The following is a 19,101-nucleotide window of genomic DNA, read 5'->3' as shown; positions in this document are numbered from 1 at the left end:
ATGAAAAATTTATTGAGTATTTTACTAGCATTTTTTTTAAGCGCCTGTGGAGTAAAACTTAGCTTACCTAAAGAGCCAACAATGAGCGAGGAGAGCTTTAAAGACTTAAATATCACTTATGATTGGTACAAGGCTTACGATAATGCTAAATTGAATGAATTTTTAAATTTTGTTTTGTTAAACAATAGCGATATAAATACAGCTAGAAGTACTTTGCTTGCAGCTTTAGCAAGGGCTGATTTGATAGATTATGATTTGTATCCGACTTTAAGTGCAAATTTGGGGCTTGGTGGAGATAAGAAGTTAAATTCCGGAGTCCAAAGTAAGAATTTTAATAATAGCTTAAATTTAAGCTATGAGCTTGACATTTATGGAAAGATAAGGGATAGCTCAAGTGCGAGTGAATTCAGTGCAAAGGCTAGTGCTTATGATCTAGAAAATTTAAAAATCAGTATGATTAATACAGCTTTAAATGGTGTTTTTGAACTTGCTTATTTTAATGATGTGGATAATTTACTTAAAGAGTATCTAGCTAATTTAGAACAAATGAGAGAGCTCTATGCTTATAAATTTGAGCTTGGAAAAATCGAAGAACTTGATTTGCTTAATATCGAGCAAAATTTATTAAGAGCAAAACAGAATTTATTACGCAATGAGCAAAATCGAAATTTACTTATAAAAAATCTACAAGATTTGATAGGCAAGCAAGAGGGTTTTGCTTATATTGATTATTTTAAAGCTTTAACTCTTTCTGATTTTAAGAATTTAAATCCTAATTTTAACATCCCTTTAGAAGCTCTTGTGTATCGTCCTGATGTGCGCTCTAAGCTTAATACCCTTAAATCCGCTTTTAAAGACTATGCTTCGGTGCAAAAATCAATCTTGCCAAGTATTTCTCTAAATGGGGCTTTAAATGGTAGCGATAAACAATTTGATGATAGTTTTAAATTTGAAGTTCTTAGTGGTAATATAAAAATTTCTTTGCCTTTCTTAGACTATGGCAGAGTAAAGCAAAATATCAAAATTTCGCAGTTTGATTATGAGAGTGCACTTATTACTTATGAGCAGAGTTTGCAAAGTGCTATGAATGAATTTGCTTTAAATTATAAAGACTATCAAAGCAATACTATGTTGCTTCAAATTTTAAAAGATACTAGCTTTAAACAAGAGCTGATTACTCAAGCTTATTGGGAAAAATATAATTTGGGTAAAAGTGAATTAAAAGATTATTTAGATGCTTCTAATACTTTAAATTCCACTAAACAAAGTTTGTTAGAAGCTAGGTTTAATCTTCTTAAAACCATCAATTCTTATTATCAAATCACAGCTTTAAGCTATGATGAAACCCATTTGGAAATGCCTTAATTTTATATCTCTTCTGCTAAAAATATCAAGCAAATAAGGCTTTTTTAAATTATATTGATAAAATTAAAAATCAATAATGCACATATTTTTTTAAATCATCAAGCAATTTTTTAGCCATTAATTCATAGCCTTTAATGGTTAAATGTACATCTTGCAAGGAGAGCTTTTGTTCTATCCATTTGTTTTTTCCACCACTATCTTGCATGAATTGGTGCATGTCAAAAAGAAGAGTTTTTTCTTCCTTGGCTACCTCATAAAGTGCTTGCCTTATAGCAAAAAAATCAGGAGCTAGGGTATAGTTTTTACCTTGTTTTTTTACCACAGTAGGAGGGGAAACAAGCATGATAAGGGCGTTTTTGTTATAAGTTTTGAGTGTGCGAATCCAATCTTTTAAATTCTTTTTAAATTTATTTTTTTCAAAGCCCTTAAAAAGTGCGTCATTAGAACCATAAGCAAGTAAGATTAAATCATTAGATAGGAGTTTTAATTCTTGCTCGCTTACTTTTTTATTCCACGACATCCAAAGATCACTTTTTGCTCCATTGATCGCTATGGTATCTAAATAGGCATTGTCTTCTTTGCTGGTGATAAAATATCCTCCCAATTGAGCGTTTTTTTGTAGAGCAGAAATTTGCAAAGGAAAAACAAGTTCGTATTCTTTATATGACCATTTATTAGCCACTGATCTTAACTCATAACTTTTGTTTTGAGCATCTTTAATACTAAAGGCATTGGTGTTATTTTGAGCCTTAAAGACAAAACCTACTTTAAATTTTTTTTTGTCTAAATTGGTATCAAGAGTGATTTTTGCACCTTTTTCTTTAGCTTTGGCTATTATCCCACCTAAAGGAAAGTCAATACCTGCGGTGTCTGTATTTCTTGAGTTTAAAATTTCATAATTTTTATAAGAATAATCAAGATTTAAGTTTTGTTGATATTTAGGTTGTAAAGGATAAGCAAAGCCTATGGAATTTGATTTGATTAAATATCCTCTAATAACACGCGGAAAAAAATCTGCTGCTGTGTGAGAATCTCCATAAATTCTAATGCCTATATTTTTTTGATCTTTGAGTTTTTGTTCTAAAATCTTTAAATCTTTTTTAGAAGCATAATTACTCAAAGCGCTTTGATTTTTGGTTTGATTTAAAATTTCATCTATGATATTATTTGTGTTGTTTGCGTATAAATTGATTGAAAATATAAGGATTAATAATATAGCTTTAAATTGCTTAATTTGCATTTTCTTCCTTGATTGTTATATGTTCGAGCAAGAGTTTTGACATCTCTTTTGCGCCATTTGGGGTAAAATGAATTCCATCATCTGTTCTCATTTTTACACTTTTGTTGTTTTCGTTTTTGATATAGGTTGAAAATTCATCATTGACGCTAAAAAATAATTTTGTATTGATAAAAATTTGCTTGTTTTTTAGAATTTCTTCGCTGTAAATTTTGTTTAGAATTTGTATTTTTTCATTGAGCTCATCTTTTTTAACAGGAGGGACTTCAAACCAAAGAATTTTTGCATCATGTTGTTTGGCTATATTGATGATTTCATTTACTCTATAAGTGTAGATATCAATCCAGCTATCTGAACCAAAGCGATGATAAACCCCACCTTTTTTGATATCCCAAGGATCGTTTGCTCCAACTAGGACGACGAGATATTTAATGTTAGGATTTTTTGCAAAAGCTTCTTTGGTTGCTTTTGCCCAGTCAAAATAAGATTTATAAGAAAGTCCTGTATTTTGCTTGCTAAGATCATTGGCTTTTAAACCTAGATCAATTAAATCGCGATTAAGTGCGATTGCCACGCCTTGCATTAAAGAATCACCTATAAATAAAAATTCATCACCTTTGTGAATTTCTAGCTTGGTATTGTCAATAAAACTGACATTTTCATCTTCTGTTTGCTGTATATCTTCAATAGTGGTGTTTTTATCGATAAAATCATTACTTGCATTAAGTTCATCCATATCTTCTTGAACCATGATATTTTCTTCTATATTTTGAGGCAGGGGCTCATTGCTTAGTATTGCACGGATTTGTTCTAGTTTATTTTTAAAACCATTGGCCTCTTGTAAAATATCGTTTTTAGGATAAAATGCAAAGTGATATTTTTGCTCGATATAAGAAAAAATGCTTTGATTCATCACAAGGCAAACAAGTATAAACACTATAATTAAAATAAAGAAAAATCTAATAATTTTCATTTAAAAACTCGAATAAATAAAATCAGGAATACCATTTGGCATAAAAGCAAACACCAAAAGCAAAATAAAAGTGATTACAAACGGCTTTAATAAAAACGGCGTAAGATTTAAAATCTTTACACAATATTCTCTAAAATTGACAAATAAAGGATAAATCATAAAAAGCACAGCAAAACTTACAAGCATATAGATATCATTATAGCTAGGAATTTGGAAAAAGTTATTATAGCAAGCTTTGAAGTATTCTAAAGCATCTTCTAAATTTTTATTATAATAAAAGAAAATCCAAGTAAAACATACAAATTGAAAGGTTAAAAATCTTCCTAAAGCTGGAATTTTTTGAAGACTGAATTTGGTTAAGGCAAGCAAGTGGATAAATACAATACCTAATCCATGCAATAATCCCCAAAGTCCAAAAGCCAAAGTACTTCCATGCCATAAGCCCGAAAGGATAAAAGCGATGAGTATATTGGCTATGGTGCGAGGCATTCCTTTTCTATTGCCTCCTAAAGGAATATAGATATAATCCCTTATGAAAGTTGAAAGACTGATGTGCCATCTAGCCCAAAATTCTTTAAGATTTTTTGCTAAATAAGGCATATTAAAATTCGGTGGTAGAGTAAAACCTAACATTAAAGCAAAAGCACAAACTAGATCTACATATCCACTAAAATCGCAATATATTTGCACCGCATAAGCATAAATTGCACTTAAAAGTTGTATGAAATTATAAGATTGAGGAAAATCTAAAATATTTTTAGCGTAAATTCCTAAATAATTAGCAATAAGAACTTTTTTAACTATACCAAAAATAAGCAAAATGATGATCAAATTTGCATGTTTAAATTCGCGTTTTTGATAAGCTTGTTCGAAAAAAAACGCACTACGCATAATCGGTCCTGCAAGTAGGGTAGGGAAAAATGATAAAAAGGTTGCTAAATTTAAAAAGCTTTCTAAATGGTGTTTTTTATATACATCTACAAGATAAGTAATAGAAGCAAAAGTATAAAAACTAATACCTATAGGTAAGATAAGTTCGATATTTAAAAAATCAAGCCCCAAAAAGCTTAGCACTTGATCAAGACTTCCTTTGATGTTTGGAAAATATTTGAAAAAACATAAATTTAATATTATAAAAGTTAGACAAGTAGCAAAGATATATCGTTTACGACGCACAAAGATAAGTAAGGCGAAAAAATGTATAAAAAAAGTATAAATAAATAAAATTAAAGCAAAATAAGGATTAATCAGTATATAAATAAGATATGAAAAAGCTAAGATTAAAATATTTTGTATTTTATAATTATCTTTAAATGCCCAATATATGGCAAAAAATACAATCATTAAAATGCTAAATTCTAAAGAAAAATAAGTCATACGCTACCTAAGATGAAATTGTAATTTTGCCTTTTTCAAGGCAAAAATATTATTTTTTAGACAAGGCTAAATTTTTGATATATTGATCAGCTAGATACAAGCCGTTTCCATTATCACTGATGAGTTTGATTTTGTCTACTATACCACGGAAAAGTGCTTCTTCTTCGTGTTGTTCGCTTACATACCATTGAAGAAAATTAAAAGTAGAATAATCTTTATTGGCTAACATGTGCTCTACAAGATCATTAATGGATTTTGTAATGCTTTGTTCATGCTCGTAAGTTTTTTCAAAAACATCAAGTAAAGATTTGAAATTTTGTTCAGGTTGCTTAACTTCTTTAAGCTCTACATGTGAATCTGTTTCATTAAGATAAGTTATAAGTTTTCTTGCGTGTTCACTTTCTTCGCTTGCGTGTTGAAAAAGAAAGAGTCCAGCTCCATCAAGACTATTTTCATAGCACCAAGAACTCATACTTAGATATAAATTAGCTGCATACATTTCTTTATTGATTTGCTCGTTTAATAAATCAACTACTTTTTTTGAAAGCATTCTATCTCCTTGTTTTTATTTTTTAGAATGTTTTTAAAATGATATATTGATTTTTTTAAAACAAAATAAATTTTTAAAGGATTGAAATCAAAATATATAAAATAAAAATAAAATGTTTCTAAATGAAATAATTTATATTTTGTTATGAGATAGAATTTTAAAAAGGCTGAAAATCTGCAAAGATTTTTAGGTGGGCGTGCCTTTAGAGGTTTCAAAAGGACTTAGTCCTTTGTCGTAAGACGGAATTTATTTCCGTTGCGAAGTAAGAGAATTTTAAAAAGGCTGAAAATCTGCAAAGATTTTTAGGTGGGCGTGCCTTTAGAGGTTTCAAAAGGACTTAGTCCTTTGTCGTAAGACGGAATTTATTTCCGTTGCGAAGTAAAAAAAATGTTTCCAAAATGTTTCCCACTTTTCCTAAACTTCCGTTACTTTTTTAAAAGTAAGGAGAAAAAATGAAAAAAATTCTAGCTTTAAGTGTTGCAAGTTTTGCTTTAGCAGGTGCTTTAAATGCGGCCGATTTAAAAATCGCAGGTTCATCAACTGTGTATCCATTTACTTCTTTTGTAGCTGAAGAGTATGCAGCGATTCACAATACAAAAACTCCTATCGTAGAGAGTTTAGGAACAGGGGGTGGATTTAAAGTATTTTGCGAGGGTATAACTGATATTTCTAATGCTTCAAGAGCGATGAAATTTAGCGAATTTGAAACTTGCAAAAAAGCGGGAGTTACTGATATAGTAGGGATTATGGTAGGTTATGATGGTATAGTTTTAGCGCAAAATAAGGCCAACACACCTTTAAATATCACTAAAAAAGAACTTTTCCTAGCTCTAGCTAAAGAGGTTCCACAAGGTGGCAAACTTGTCCCAAATCCTTATACAAACTGGAATCAAATCAATAAAAATTTACCTAATCGTAAAATCAGTGTTTATGGTCCTCCATCAAGCTCAGGCACAAGAGATACCGTAGAAGAACTTATAATGAGTGATATTTCTAAAAAAATTTCTGAATACAAAGGCGAGTATAAAACCATACGCCAAGATGGAGCTTATATCCCAAGTGGTGAAAATGATAATCTAATCGTTTCAAAACTTACTATCGATAAAGATGCTTTTGGACTTTTTGGTTATGGATTTTTAGTAAGCAATGTGGATAAAATCAATGCAGCAGATATCGATGGTGTAAAAGCAGATGAAAAAAATATTGCTGATGGAAAATATGATCTTGCAAGAAGTTTATTTATATATATCAATGCAAAGAAAAACCCTAAAGAAGCCTTTGAATTTGCAAAAATTTATATGAGTGATGATTTAGCAAAAAGTGGAGGAGAGCTTGAGAAAATAGGGCTTGTTCCTTTAAATAATGAGCTTTTAAAAGCTTCTCAAAAACATATAGAAGATAGAAAAATTCTAACCGATGAGCTTGTAAAAGCTGGAAAAGTATTTTAAGGAAAAACTTTGCTAAAAGAAAAAATAATTAAATTTATGCTTTTCTTATGCGCTTTTGTTAGTGTGGTGGTAAGCTTTGCCATCATGCTAACGATTTTAATCGAAGCTTTAAAATTCTTTCAAAAAGAAAGCATAAGTACTTTTTTATTTTCAAGCGAATGGGCAGCTGATGCAGCTTTTATGAATGCAGATGGCACGAGCAAGCAAGGGGTTTTTGGTGCAGTGTCGCTTTTTTGGGGAACTTTTTATATCTCTTTAATTGCTATGTTAACAGCTCTACCTTTGGGGGTAATGTGTGCTATATATTTAGGTGTTTTTGCCGGTAAAAAATCTAAAAATTACCTCAAGCCTATCCTAGAAGTTATCGCAGGGATTCCTACTGTTGTTTTTGGATTTTTTGCAGCTATAATCGTAGCACCTTTTATAGTATGGTTTTTTTCTTTGTTTGGTATACAGGCGAGTTTTCAAAGTGCTTTAGGTGCGGGATTTATCATGGGGATTATGATAGTGCCTATAGTGGCTTCTTTGTCGCAAGATTGTATCGAAGCTGTGAGTGAAAAAAGGATTAACGGAGCTTATGCTTTGGGGATGACAAAAAAAGAAGTGGTTTTTGCTGTGATTTTACCTGAGGCTATTCCAGGTATAGTAGCAGCTTGTCTTTTAGGGCTTTCAAGGGCTTTAGGTGAAACCATGATAGTGGTAATGGCAGCTTCTTTGCGTCCAAATTTGACAATGAATTTCTTAGAAGATATGACAACGGTTACGGTTAAGATCGTAGAAGCATTAAGTGGGGATCAAGCTTTTGATAGTTCTTTAGCTTTAAGTGCCTTTTCTTTAGGTTTGGTGCTTTTCATCATCACTTTAATCATCAATATGTTTAGCGTTTATCTTATCAACCGCTTTCACAAAAGGAAAAATTTATGAAAAAGCTTTTCAAAAAACGACAAAAAGCCTCAAAGTCTTTTAAAAGACTTTGTAAAATGGGACTTTATATCAATCTCATTTTTCTTTGTATCTTTTTAGGAAGTGTGGCATATCTTGGAATTGGGGCGTTTAAGCAAACTTATATTTATGTGGAAGCGGATAGAAATTCACCTGCTTATGAGCTTTTATCGCGTGCAGAGCAAAGAAAGATAAGAACAGGACAAATCACTGAAAAATCATGGCTTTTAGCAAATTCAGAAGTGGATCAGTATATGAAACAAAATTACAACCGCTTAAATGAAGAGCAAAGAGCTTTGGTTGATAATCTTGTACAAAAAGATGAAATAGCACTTCGTTTTAATACGAATTTCTTTTTAAATGGGGATTCTAAATCGCCTGAAAATTCAGGAATTTTATCTTCAGCTGTAGGAACTTTGCTTGTTATGCTTGTGTGTATGGCAGTAAGCGTTCCAGTAGGAGTTGCAGCGGCGATTTACTTGGAAGAATTTGCACCGCAAAATTTATTTACACATTTTATAGAAGTGTGCATTAACAATCTTGCAAGTATTCCTAGTATTTTGTTTGGACTTTTAGGACTTGGCGTGTTTATCAATCTTTTTGGAATGCCACGTTCAAGTGCTTTAGTAGGCGGGCTTACTTTAGCGATCATGAGCTTGCCTATCATCATAGTTTCAACCAAAGCAGCTTTAAAAAGCGTGGATATCAACATGAAAAATGCTGCCTATGCTTTGGGTATGACAAAGGTGCAAATGGTAAAGGGCATCATGCTTCCTTTGGCTATGCCTATGATTTTAACAGGTTCTATCCTTACTTTAGCAGGAGCCATAGGTGAGACTGCGCCTTTGATGATTATTGGTATGATAGCTTTTATCCCTGATGTGGCAAGTTCAGTGCTTGATGCAACTAGTGTTTTACCTGCTCAAATTTATTCATGGTCGGCTATGCCAGAGCGTGCGTTTTTAGAAAGAACTGCAGCGGGTATCATCGTACTTTTAGGGCTTTTAGTGGTGCTAAATTTAAGTGCGGTTTTATTAAGAAAATATTTTCAAGGAAAATTAAAGTGATAGCAAAAACAACAAATTTAAATTTATTTTATGGAAAAAAACAAGCTTTATTTGATATCAATATGCAAATCGAGCAAAATAAAATCACTGCATTAATCGGTGCTTCAGGATGTGGAAAGTCTACCTTTTTGCGTTGTTTTAACAGAATGAATGACAAAATCGCAAAAATCGATGGTTTAGTAGAAATCGAAGGAAAAGATGTAAAAAATCAAGATGTAGTAGTTTTGCGTAAAAATGTCGGTATGGTTTTTCAACAAGCTAATGTTTTTGTAAAAAGCATTTATGAAAATATCTCTTATGCTCCAAAACTTCATGGTATGATTAAAAGCAAGGATGAGGAAGAAGCTTTGGTGGTGGATTGTTTGCAAAAAGTAGGGCTTTTTGGAGAGGTTAAAGACAAGCTCAAGCAAAATGCTCTAGCTCTTTCAGGCGGACAACAACAACGCCTTTGTATCGCAAGAGCTTTAGCGATCAAACCTAAACTTTTGCTTTTAGATGAGCCAACTTCTGCACTTGATCCTATAAGTTCAGGCGTGATTGAAGAGCTTTTAAAAGAATTAAGCCATAATCTTTCTATGATCATGGTTACGCACAATATGCAGCAAGGTAAACGCGTGGCTGATTATACAGCATTTTTTCACCTTGGAGAGCTTATAGAATTTGGGGAAAGTAAGGAATTTTTTGAAAATCCAAAGCAAGAAAAAACCAAGGCTTATTTAAGTGGTGCTTTTGGGTGAGATTTATACAAAAACAAGTATCTTTATATTAAAATTATATCCTTAAAAAAAGAATTTCATAAGGATATAGTTTTGTTTGAAACACTTTTAAAACTAAGCGAAGAACCTTTAAAAAGTAATTTAGCCAAAAAGCTAGAGCCTAAAATTTATGAATACGGCTTTTTAAAAGAATAATCATGGCAAAAAAACAACTTTCCCTAACAAAACTCAGTGTTCCTATTTTTTGGGATTTGCTTTCAAAATACCTTACTATCATCATCAATACTGCTATGGTTTCGCATTATTCAAATTCCCTTGTGGGTGCTATGGGAGCGGGGAATTTAATCGCTGATTTGTTTATCACGATTTTTAGTTTTTTAAGTGTGGGTTGTAGTGTTGTGATCGCTCAAGCCATAGGAGCAAGGGATTTAGTCTTAGCAAGAAAAGTGATACATCAAAGCTTGTTTTTAAATGCGCTCTTGGGTTTTGTTTGCGCGGTGTTTATCATATGGCAAGGAGAGCTTTTGCTTAGGCTTGCTAATATCCCTGAAGAAAAATTACAAGATGGCATTATCTATCTAAGAATGCTAGGAATTTGTTTGTTTTTTGATGCTTTGGGGATTGTATTGGCTGCTATTATCAGGGTTTATAATATGGCTTATTGGGTTATGTTTATAGGCTTTTTGATGGATATCATAGTCATTATAGGCAATTTTTACGCCCTGCATTTTACTCAAAGCGAGCTTTTAGGAGTAGGGCTTAGCAATCTTGTTGCGCGTTTTGTGGCGGTGGCTGCTTTACTTATCATACTTTTTTATAAATTAAAAATTCATCTTAAAATTCAAGAAATGATAAAGCTTGAAAAAGCTGTGGTGAAAAAAGTTTTAAACATAGGCGGTTTTTCAGCGGGAGAAAATTTGCTTTGGATAGTGCAGTATTTTATCGCTTTTTCTTTTGTGGCAAAACTTGGATCAAACAATGATAGCGTGCAAACGATTTATTTTCAAATTTCAATGCTTATCATGCTTATTGGACAAGCAATCAGCATAGCAAATGAAATCATCGTAGGTAAATTAGTGGGTGCAAAATACCAAAATATCGCCTATAAGCACGCTTGGAATGCCTTGTATTTGAGCGTGATGGCCAGTGCTTTTGTGGCGGTTTTAAATTTTGTTTTCAAAGATTTTACCATGGATTTGCTTGATTTAAAACCTGAGCTTAGAGAGCTTATGCTTCCTTTATTTACGCTTTCTATTTTTCTTGAAATTTCACGCACTTTTAATATAGTCATGGTCAATGCCCTAAGAGCGAGCGGAGATGCGAAATTTCCATTTTTTAGCGGACTTGTTTTTATGATGGGTGTTTCTTTACCGGTGGGCTATGTGCTTTGTTTTCATTTTGGGCTTGGAATTTTGGGGGTATGGATAGGTTTTTGTGCAGATGAGTTCTTAAGAGGGCTTGTAAATGCTTATAGATGGAAGAGTAAGAAATGGCAAGGCAAAGCTCTAGTGTAAAAAGTTTTCGTTACTTAAATAGGGATTTTTTCTATCAAATCAAAAACATTAAAACCTTGCGTTTAAAGCTCAATGAAAAGGGCGAATTTCATTTAAGTATCCCTCAATTTTATCCGCTAGAAAAAGCAAAAGAATTTTTATATAAAAATGAAATTTGGATACAAAAAACTTATCTTAATTTTCAAAGCAAAAAAGCAAGGCTTAGCGAAAATGAAATATATTTTTTAGGTAAAAAATATATTTTAAATTTAGATGAAAGCTTTAAAAAAACGCGAATTTTAAAGGGTGAAATTCAAAGTGCTTCAAGAGAAGATTTGGATAATTTTTTAAAACAAAATGCAAAAATCATTTTTTCTTTTTATCTTAAAAAATGGAGCAAAAAAACAAATTTGCATTATTCTCATTTAAGCATTAAAAAAATGAAAACGCGTTGGGGATCTTGCAATCATAAAAAAGGCTATATCAACTTAAATTTAAGACTTTTAGAAAAAAACTTAAGAGCTATAGAATATGTGATTTTGCATGAATTAAGCCACATTAAATTCCCAAATCATAGCAAAGAATTTTATGATTTTATCTATTCTTTTATGAGCGATTTTAGGCAAAGAGAAAAAGAATTTTAAGTAAAAAATGCTATATTTATAGTTTATTTTTCAAAAAAGGCACAATATGACTTTGGAATTTGATTTTGTTTATAGTGCGGATAATGATATATTTGAATATTTGTTGCGTTTTTATGCGAAAAATTATCGTTATACTTTAGAAAAACAAGAGGATAAATATCATTTTAGCATTGATGCGGACGAAGAAAATTTAAAGGCTTTTTGTGATTCTTTAAATTCTATGAGTCATAGTATTTTTTTGAAAAAATTTGATGTTAGGGCAGGAGAATTTCATCAGCAAGAAGTAAAGGATAAAGAATTTTTCCCTTTTACTTATCTTACTTATCTTAATTCAAAGCTCTATCAAGAAAAAAAAGAATTAAGTAAAAACGAATGGGGTGTATTTTGCGAGTGTGAATTTTCAAGTGATTTAAACGAATTTCAAAGTCTTAATGAAGATAATTTTGATAAAAATTTAAACACTGCTTTTGATTTGTTGCTAAAAGAAAAAAGTATTTATTTAAAGGATAAAAAGGGCATTTATGAAATTTCTTTATTTAAAGGGGATTTTGAGTGCGATTATTTAATGCCTTGCGATATCAAAGCTATAAATTCTGTCTTTGTTTGCTCAAATGAAAATCTAAAACTTCTTGCGAGTTTGGAAAAACCATTGATGAAGCTAAGATTAAGCGCTGTATTTAGAAAAAATCACGATCTTGATTTTAATGAATTTAAGTTAAGACTAGCGCAGGATTTGTTTTCTTTTGCTTTAGGATTAAAGCTTTGGCAAAATGAGTATAAATTTTTAAGTGTTAAAAAGATAAAAGAATTTCAAAAAGATTTTTATATCACGACTTTAGATAATCAAATAGTAGTCTTAGAGGGTTTTGAATTTATCAACCCAAGAGCAAGAGAGCTTATCTTTTCCAAAGAAGATAAAAATATGGCAAGAATCTCTTATCTTTTAAGTCGTTATGGAGAAAAGGCTTTTGTGTTAGAGCTTAGTAAGGAGTATGAAGATTTATTGCTCGCAAATAAAGAGATCAATTTGCTTTGCCTTTCTTTACCTAAAAATTCTAAAGAGCTTTATGAAGAGATACAAAAAGATGAAATCGGCGCAAGACTTTTAGAAAATTTTGCCAAAGAATTTCCGCTTTTAAATGAGAGTTTTGAACTTAAAAACAATTTTTATTCTTTACTTTGCTTGGTGGGCAGGGTGTTAAATTTGGATGAAAATTTACACAAGGCAGGAGAAAAGCTTTTAAAAATCGCAGACGAATCTAAAATGCCTCGTGGGGTGAAGATTGATTATCGTTTGAAAGAAGATAAAAGTTTTGATTATACTAGGACCTTAAGATCTACTATGAGCTTTATGCTGGCAGGGGTAGATAGTGCAAATATCGCTTATGGAGCTGTGGAAAGCTTGGCTTATTTTTTACGCGATACTTATGATGGCTTAAGAGAAAAAAAACAGAGTGAAATGGCGCTAATTAGTGGATCTTTGTTTGAGCATAAAGCCTTGCTTAGAAATACTTTAAAACATCTTAAAAATTGTCAGTTAAGCGATGTGCCGCTTAGGATATAAACTTCAAATTTCAGGACTTGTTCAAGGTGTAGGTTTTCGTCCTCTTGTCTTTGAGCTTGCCTCTGAATTAGGACTTTGTGGAGAAGTAAAAAATGATGGTTTTGGGGTAGAAATCATTCTTGCTTGTACCAAAGAAGAATGCGAGCATTTCATCTATAAGCTCAAAGAGAAGCTTCCGCCTTTAGCAAGGATAGATAGCATTGATATCACAGAGCAAACGACTACAAATTATACCCATTTTAGCATAGGTACTTCTTTGCAAAATACAAAAACTACTCCAATGCTTAGTGATTTTGCACTTTGCAAAGAGTGTAAAAAAGAATTTTTTGATGAAAAAAATCCGCGTTTTTTATATCCTTTTATCACTTGTACGCATTGTGGGCCAAGATTTAGTATTATTAAAAATCTCCCTTATGATAGGTGTAATACCACAATGGAAACATTGAAAATGTGTGAGTTTTGCAAAAGTGAATATGAAGATCCTAAAAATAGGCGTTTTCATGCCCAGCCTATAAGTTGCCCTCAGTGTAAAATCGATGTTTTTTTAAAAAATAAAAAGGGTGAAATTCTAGCCCAAGATAATGAAGCTTTTAAGACCTGTGCTAAGCTTTTAAAGCAAGGAAAAATTTTAGCTATCAAAGGCATGGGGGGATTTCATTTGATGTGTGATGCCTTTAATCTTGAAGCCATAAAAGAATTAAGACTTAGAAAAAACCGCCCCAAAAAACCCTTTGCTTTAATGTGTAGAGATATAAGCGATGCTAAAGAGCTTTGTTTTGTGGATAAAGAGGAAGAAAAACTGCTTGGTTCTATTTTAGCTCCTATCGTGATTTTAAAAGCTAAAAAAGCCTTTTCTTTAATCGCCCCTGATGTAGATAAACTCGGCATTATGTTAGCTTACACTCCACTGCATCTTTTACTTTTTAGATATTTTGATGGGGTTTTGATAGCAACAAGTGCAAATTTAAGTGGTGAAAGCATTATCAAAGATGAGGATAATTTGCTTAAAAAGCTTGGCAATGTTTTTGATTTTTATCTAGACTATACAAGAGAAATTCACAATCCAAGCGATGATAGCATTGCTCAAGTTGTAAATGGAAAAACTATGTTTTTACGCACTTCAAGAGGTTTAAATCCGACTTATTTGGAAATTAAAAGCGATAAAAAAGGAGTTTTTTTAGCTTTGGGCTCCGAATTAAAAAATGAATTTGTGATTTTTTATGAAAATAAACTTTTGATTTCTCCTTATATAGGGGATTTAAAAAGTGTTGATGTACACGAGAGATTTTTTTCTTTGCTTGATTTTTTTAAACAAAGTTATGATTTAAGTTTTGATCAAATACTTTGCGATAAACATCCTAATTTTAGCTATACAAAAGAATTTTACAATACTTATAAAATTCAGCACCATTACGCACATTTTTGCGCACTTTATTTTGAATACGAAAAAGAATTTAAAAAAGATGAAAAAGCTTTGGGTTTTATCTTTGATGGCACGGGTTATGGCGATGATGGAAAAATTTGGGGTGGAGAGATTTTTATAGGGAATTTAAAACAATACGAAAGAATCGCGCATTTTGAGAATTTCACCCTTATCAATAGCGATATAAAAAATATACAAAATTTAGCTTTGAGCTTGATTTGGCATTATGATTTAGAAGATGAGGCTAAGACATTTTTATCTAAAATTCCAAAAATAAAACTTGAAAATCTTAAAAAAATTCACACCCACTCTACACTTCAAACAAGTTCTTTAGGACGCATTATCGATGCTTTTGGGAGTATAGTTTTTGATATAGAAAAAATTTCTTACGAAGCACAAATTGGGCTGATGTGCGAAGCATTTTATGATGAAAATTTAGACTTTTCTTACGAGCTTTTTTTCAAGGATGGAGAAATCAACTTTAAAGAACTCATTGAGGGTGCTTTAAAGGATGAAAAAAGCAAGGCTATTACGGGTATGTTTAATGCTTTGGCAAATTTGATTATAACTTTTAGCAAAACTTATGATTTAAAAGTGCTTTTAGGGGGTGGAGTTTTTCAAAATAAAACCTTACTTCAAATTTTAAAAGCTAAAAATTTTGACTTTTTTACATCTTTAAAATACCCTTGCAACGATAGCTCCATAGCCCTAGGACAAATGGTGCATTTTTTAAAAAAAGACTGATAATATCTTTAAAACTCATTAAAATTTAATACTTTTAAAGATAAAATCAAAGAAAAACTTTCAAAAGGAACATAATATGTGTAAGGATTGTGGCTGTTCAGTAAATTCGGCTCATACCCATGAGCATTCTCATCATCATGATCATCATCATGAAAATCCAAGCCTAAAAGAAAGCAAAACCATAGAAGTAATTTCTAAAATCTTAAGTAAAAATGATGAAGAAGCCAAGCACAATAGGGCGCATTTTAATGAAGCAAATACACTTTGTATCAATCTCATGAGCTCTCCAGGAAGCGGAAAAACTACGCTTTTAGAAAGCACGATCAAGGCTTTGAAAAACGAACTTAAAATCGCAGTGATTGAAGGGGATTTAGAAACCAATAACGACGCTTTAAGAGTAAAAAATGCTGGGGCTTTAGCGTATCAAATCACCACAGGACAAAGCTGTCATTTAGATGCTTTTATGGTGCATGAGGCTTTGCATCATTTAGATATTAAAGGAGTGGATTTACTTTTTATAGAAAATGTAGGGAATTTAGTTTGTCCTGCGAGCTATGATTTGGGTGAGCATTTAAATGTAGTCTTGCTTTCTGTGACTGAAGGCAGTGATAAGCCACAAAAATATCCTGTAATGTTTAAAAAAGCAGATATTGTTTTGATTACCAAGGCGGATTTGGCTCATCATTTTGATTTTGATATCAAAGAAGCTACAAAACTCATAAAAGAACTCAGTCCAAGAGCTGATATCATCACTCTTGATGCTAAAAATGGAACCAATATGGAGCTTTGGTATAAACTACTTAAACTCAAAAAGGAGCTTTTTTAATGTGTTTATCTATACCTTCTGAAATTTTAGAAATCGATGAGCTTAATAATGCCTTGGTGCAAACTCTAGGTGTTAAAAGAAAAGTGAATTTGGATTTGATCGATGAGCCTTTACAAAAGGGTGATTATGTTTTAATCCATGTAGGTGTTGCCATGGAAAAAATCGACAAAGAAGCCGCTTTAGAAAGTATAAAAACCTATCAAGAAATAGTAGAAAAGATGAACAGTGGCGAGATCAAAAGCGATGAAGGGGATATGGGTTTAAATGAATTTCATCGATGAATTTAGAGATAAAGACAATATTTTAGCCTTAAAAAAGCTTATAGAACAAGAAATTAAAACACCGATTAATATCATGGAAATTTGTGGTGGGCATACGCATAGTATTATGAAATACGCCTTGCCTTCTATTTTGCCTAAAGAGATCAATTTTATCCATGGGCCAGGCTGTCCTGTTTGTGTGATGCCAAGAGTTCGCATTGATACTGCGATCAAACTTGCTTCTATGAAAGATACGATTTTTTGCACCTTAGGAGATCTTTTAAGGGTTCCAGGAAGTGAAATTTCTTTGCTTGATTTAAGAGCAAGGGGAGCGGATGTAAGAGCGCTTTATTCTCCGCTTGAAGTTTTGGATATTGCTAAGCAAAATTTAAACAAAACCATCATCTTTTTTGCCATAGGTTTTGAAACTACTACGCCTATGAGTGCTTTACTTCTTGAAAAAGTGATAGAACAAAATTTAAAAAATGTCTTTTTTCATATTAACCATATCACAGTTCCAGCACCTGTAGAAGCGATTATGAATGATGAAAATGTAAAAATCAATGCCTTTTTAGGACCTTCTCATGTGAGTGTGATCACAGGTTATGGGATTTATAAACCTTTAGCGGCTAAGTTTAAAACCCCTATAGCAGTGAGTGGTTTTGAGCCTGTGGATATCATGGAAAGCGTTTTAAATATAGTAAGACAAATCAATAAAGGCAGTTTCGAAGTCTTTAATCAATACAAAAGAGCAGTGAGTGAAAAAGGCAATGAAAAAGCACAAAATTTGGTTAAAAAATACTTTCAAGTTTGTGATTTTGAATTCCGTGGTTTAGGGCTTATAAAAGAGGGTGGTTTGGAGTTAAAAGAAGAATTTAGCGCTTATGATGCGAGCAAGCAATTTGACTGCGCAGTGCAAAGTAAAAGTGAAAGTAAGGCTTGTATTTGCGGACAAATTTTAAGAGGTTTGGCAAAGCCTTATGATTGTAAGGTTTTTGGTAAAGCCTGTACTCCAAAAAGCCCTATAGGAAGCTGTATGGTTTCAGGCGAGGGAGCTTGTGCGGCGTATTATAAATACTCAAAGGTGAATGCATGAAAAATATTTCTTTGGCTCATGGGGGTGGCGGAGAAGAGATGAACGAGCTTTTAACTAAGCTTTTTAAGATCTTTGATAATAAAATTTTAAATGAAAACAATGATGCTGCGATTTTGGGAAATTTGGCTTTAAGCACGGATTCTTTTGTCTTAAGTCCTATCTTTTTAGATGATGAGGTAAATATAGGTAAGCTTTGCGTTTGCGGTTCTGTTAATGATGTTTTAATGGTAGGGGCAAAACCAAAATACCTTAGCTTAGGACTTATTTTAGAAGAGGGCTTTGAGCTAGAAAAACTTGAACGCATTTTAAAAAGCATTAAAGAAGAGTGTGAAAAATGCGGGGTTGAGTTGGTTTGTGGCGATACCAAAGTGGTACCAAAAGGCAAGGGAGATGAAATTTATATCAACACCACTGCTTTAGGTGAAATCATCGCTAAAAAAGAGAGTAAAAATATCAAAGCAGGACTTAGCATACTTGTTTCAGGTGATGTGGGCAGGCACGGGGCTAGTGTTTTGATCAAAAGAAATGAACTAGAAGCAGATATAAAAAGCGACTGCAAGGCTTTAGATAAGGAAGTTTTGGAACTTTTGGAAAAAGATATAAAAGTCGTAGCTATGCGTGATGCAACGCGCGGGGGACTTAGTGCAGTTTTAAACGAATGGGCAAAGCAAAGCGGGAATGATCTTTTGATTTTTGAAGAAAAGATAAAAATACAAGATGAGGTTTTAGGACTTTGTGAGCTTTTTGGCTATGAGGCTTTTGAACTCGCAAATGAAGGCACTTTTATACTTTGCGTTGAAAAAGAGGATGAACTAAAGGCTTTGGAAATTTTAAAAAAATACAATGCAAATGCTAGTATTATAGGAGAAGTTTTAGAAGAGAAAAAAGCTCGTGTGATTTTAGAAAATGCTTATGGAGCTAAACGATTTTTAGAAGCTCCTAAGGGCGAACTTTTACCGAGAATTTGCTAATGCACGAGCTTAGTATAGTAGAGTCTTTAATCGAACTTTGTGAAGAAAATGCTTTTGCTCATAAAGCTAAAAGTGTGCAAGAGATTTATGTAAAAATAGGTCGTTTAAGTGGTATAGAAGTAGAGCTTTTTAGGCGTTGTTTTGAAACTTTTAGGGAAAATTCAGAGCTTTGCAAAAATGCAAAGCTTTTTATAGAGCTTGCACCGCTTGAAATTTTGTGTTTAAAATGCGATCAAACAAGTATTTTAGAAGAAAATGTTTTTAAGTGTCCTAAATGCGAAAGTATAGAGTATAAAATCTCACAAGGTGAGGATTTGCACCTCATGCGACTTGTGATGGAGTGAAATCGTAGGAATGATTTATTCAAGAACGAGATTTATTAATATTTTTAAATATTTGGAGTTT

At 32.2% G+C, this 19,101-nt stretch carries 18 protein-coding genes; 14 read left to right on the top strand and 4 right to left on the bottom strand.

The genetic code is table 11. From position 1 onward, the window contains the following. Positions 1-1,365, top strand: a complete 1,365-nt coding sequence (locus AAID94_06120; GenBank protein XAK23416.1) for a TolC family protein — start codon at positions 1-3, stop codon at positions 1,363-1,365. Between the two features lie 70 nt (positions 1,366-1,435). Here AAID94_06120 and AAID94_06115 read toward each other — a convergent pair whose 3' ends face one another. Genes AAID94_06115 through AAID94_06100 form a run of 4 tightly spaced genes read right to left on the bottom strand, consistent with a single transcriptional unit; the run spans position 1,436 to position 5,502 of the window. Next, on the bottom strand, positions 1,436-2,605 hold the full coding sequence (locus AAID94_06115; protein ID XAK23415.1) for a GDSL-type esterase/lipase family protein: 1,170 nt from the start codon (positions 2,603-2,605) through the stop codon (positions 1,436-1,438). Then, positions 2,595-3,575 carry a GDSL-type esterase/lipase family protein gene (locus tag AAID94_06110; protein XAK23414.1) on the bottom strand — a complete coding sequence of 327 codons (981 nt, stop codon included), beginning with the start codon at positions 3,573-3,575 and terminating at the stop codon, positions 2,595-2,597. The genes AAID94_06115 and AAID94_06110 overlap by 11 nt, the downstream gene beginning before the upstream one ends. Further along, a complete protein-coding gene (locus AAID94_06105; GenBank protein XAK23413.1) occupies positions 3,576-4,952 on the bottom strand; it encodes an MBOAT family O-acyltransferase in 1,377 nt (458 codons plus the stop codon). It lies immediately after the preceding gene. A gap of 49 nt (positions 4,953-5,001) precedes the next feature. Next, positions 5,002-5,502 (bottom strand): ferritin, encoded by a 501-nt coding sequence (locus tag AAID94_06100; GenBank protein XAK23412.1) that lies wholly within the window; start codon positions 5,500-5,502, stop codon positions 5,002-5,004. A 452-nt stretch (positions 5,503-5,954) separates the two neighbouring features. Between AAID94_06100 and AAID94_06095 the strand changes: the two genes are divergently transcribed. The 13 genes from AAID94_06095 (at position 5,955) to hypA (ending at position 19,040) form a co-directional block, all read left to right on the top strand. Continuing rightward, a complete protein-coding gene (locus AAID94_06095; protein XAK23411.1) occupies positions 5,955-6,950 on the top strand; it encodes a substrate-binding domain-containing protein in 996 nt (331 codons plus the stop codon). 9 nt (positions 6,951-6,959) lie between these two features. Further along, positions 6,960-7,874 carry a phosphate ABC transporter permease subunit PstC gene (gene pstC / locus AAID94_06090; GenBank protein ID XAK23410.1) on the top strand — a complete coding sequence of 305 codons (915 nt, stop codon included), beginning with the start codon at positions 6,960-6,962 and terminating at the stop codon, positions 7,872-7,874. Further along, positions 7,871-8,959 (top strand): phosphate ABC transporter permease PstA, encoded by a 1,089-nt coding sequence (gene pstA, locus AAID94_06085; GenBank protein ID XAK23409.1) that lies wholly within the window; start codon positions 7,871-7,873, stop codon positions 8,957-8,959. Before pstC ends, pstA begins: the two co-directional genes overlap by 4 nt. Further along, on the top strand, positions 8,956-9,696 hold the full coding sequence (pstB, locus tag AAID94_06080) for a phosphate ABC transporter ATP-binding protein PstB (protein ID XAK23408.1): 741 nt from the start codon (positions 8,956-8,958) through the stop codon (positions 9,694-9,696). Before pstA ends, pstB begins: the two co-directional genes overlap by 4 nt. Before the next feature lie 176 nt (positions 9,697-9,872). Further along, a complete protein-coding gene (locus AAID94_06075) occupies positions 9,873-11,189 on the top strand; it encodes an MATE family efflux transporter (protein XAK23407.1) in 1,317 nt (438 codons plus the stop codon). Further along, entirely contained in the window at positions 11,165-11,812 is a 648-nt protein-coding gene (locus AAID94_06070) for a SprT family zinc-dependent metalloprotease (GenBank protein XAK23406.1), read from the top strand. The genes AAID94_06075 and AAID94_06070 overlap by 25 nt, the downstream gene beginning before the upstream one ends. 46 nt (positions 11,813-11,858) lie before the next feature. Continuing rightward, positions 11,859-13,376 carry a hypothetical protein gene (locus tag AAID94_06065; GenBank protein ID XAK23405.1) on the top strand — a complete coding sequence of 506 codons (1,518 nt, stop codon included), beginning with the start codon at positions 11,859-11,861 and terminating at the stop codon, positions 13,374-13,376. Further along, complete coding sequence (gene hypF / locus AAID94_06060; protein XAK23404.1) at positions 13,357-15,543, top strand: carbamoyltransferase HypF; 2,187 nt, start codon at positions 13,357-13,359, stop codon at positions 15,541-15,543. The genes AAID94_06065 and hypF overlap by 20 nt, the downstream gene beginning before the upstream one ends. A 76-nt stretch (positions 15,544-15,619) precedes the next feature. After that, entirely contained in the window at positions 15,620-16,369 is a 750-nt protein-coding gene (gene hypB / locus AAID94_06055) for a hydrogenase nickel incorporation protein HypB (protein XAK23403.1), read from the top strand. Then, on the top strand, positions 16,369-16,650 hold the full coding sequence (locus AAID94_06050; protein XAK23402.1) for a HypC/HybG/HupF family hydrogenase formation chaperone: 282 nt from the start codon (positions 16,369-16,371) through the stop codon (positions 16,648-16,650). Before hypB ends, AAID94_06050 begins: the two co-directional genes overlap by 1 nt. Beyond that, the gene (gene hypD / locus AAID94_06045; GenBank protein ID XAK23401.1) at positions 16,634-17,725 is read left to right on the top strand and encodes a hydrogenase formation protein HypD; all 1,092 of its coding nucleotides are present in this window, start codon (positions 16,634-16,636) and stop codon (positions 17,723-17,725) included. The genes AAID94_06050 and hypD overlap by 17 nt, the downstream gene beginning before the upstream one ends. Beyond that, complete coding sequence (gene hypE / locus AAID94_06040; protein XAK23400.1) at positions 17,722-18,696, top strand: hydrogenase expression/formation protein HypE; 975 nt, start codon at positions 17,722-17,724, stop codon at positions 18,694-18,696. The genes hypD and hypE overlap by 4 nt, the downstream gene beginning before the upstream one ends. Beyond that, positions 18,696-19,040, top strand: a complete 345-nt coding sequence (gene hypA, locus AAID94_06035; GenBank protein XAK23399.1) for a hydrogenase maturation nickel metallochaperone HypA — start codon at positions 18,696-18,698, stop codon at positions 19,038-19,040. The genes hypE and hypA overlap by 1 nt, the downstream gene beginning before the upstream one ends. The last annotated feature ends 61 nt before the right edge of the window (positions 19,041-19,101 follow it).

The sequence above is a fragment of the Campylobacter coli genome, from assembly GCA_039516895.1.
Classification (GTDB): domain Bacteria; phylum Campylobacterota; class Campylobacteria; order Campylobacterales; family Campylobacteraceae; genus Campylobacter_D; species Campylobacter_D coli_B.
The sequence above is the reverse complement of the archived record's forward strand: the minus strand, read 5'-3'. Positions and strand labels throughout refer to the sequence as shown.

Bases quoted from the DNA above. Each gene is read 5' to 3' on its own strand.
- AAID94_06120 (XAK23416.1), top strand. From the start codon at position 1: ATGAAAAATTTATTGAGTATTTTACTAGCATTTTTTTTAAGCGCCTGT.
- AAID94_06115 (XAK23415.1), bottom strand. From the start codon at position 2,605: ATGCAAATTAAGCAATTTAAAGCTATATTATTAATCCTTATATTTTCA.
- AAID94_06110 (XAK23414.1), bottom strand. From the start codon at position 3,575: ATGAAAATTATTAGATTTTTCTTTATTTTAATTATAGTGTTTATACTT.
- AAID94_06105 (XAK23413.1), bottom strand. From the start codon at position 4,952: ATGACTTATTTTTCTTTAGAATTTAGCATTTTAATGATTGTATTTTTT.
- AAID94_06100 (XAK23412.1), bottom strand. From the start codon at position 5,502: ATGCTTTCAAAAAAAGTAGTTGATTTATTAAACGAGCAAATCAATAAA.
- AAID94_06095 (XAK23411.1), top strand. From the start codon at position 5,955: ATGAAAAAAATTCTAGCTTTAAGTGTTGCAAGTTTTGCTTTAGCAGGT.
- pstA (XAK23409.1), top strand. From the start codon at position 7,871: ATGAAAAAGCTTTTCAAAAAACGACAAAAAGCCTCAAAGTCTTTTAAA.
- AAID94_06075 (XAK23407.1), top strand. From the start codon at position 9,873: ATGGCAAAAAAACAACTTTCCCTAACAAAACTCAGTGTTCCTATTTTT.
- AAID94_06070 (XAK23406.1), top strand. From the start codon at position 11,165: ATGGCAAGGCAAAGCTCTAGTGTAAAAAGTTTTCGTTACTTAAATAGG.
- AAID94_06065 (XAK23405.1), top strand. From the start codon at position 11,859: ATGACTTTGGAATTTGATTTTGTTTATAGTGCGGATAATGATATATTT.
- hypF (XAK23404.1), top strand. From the start codon at position 13,357: ATGTGCCGCTTAGGATATAAACTTCAAATTTCAGGACTTGTTCAAGGT.
- hypB (XAK23403.1), top strand. From the start codon at position 15,620: ATGTGTAAGGATTGTGGCTGTTCAGTAAATTCGGCTCATACCCATGAG.
- AAID94_06050 (XAK23402.1), top strand. From the start codon at position 16,369: ATGTGTTTATCTATACCTTCTGAAATTTTAGAAATCGATGAGCTTAAT.
- hypD (XAK23401.1), top strand. From the start codon at position 16,634: ATGAATTTCATCGATGAATTTAGAGATAAAGACAATATTTTAGCCTTA.
- hypE (XAK23400.1), top strand. From the start codon at position 17,722: ATGAAAAATATTTCTTTGGCTCATGGGGGTGGCGGAGAAGAGATGAAC.
- hypA (XAK23399.1), top strand. From the start codon at position 18,696: ATGCACGAGCTTAGTATAGTAGAGTCTTTAATCGAACTTTGTGAAGAA.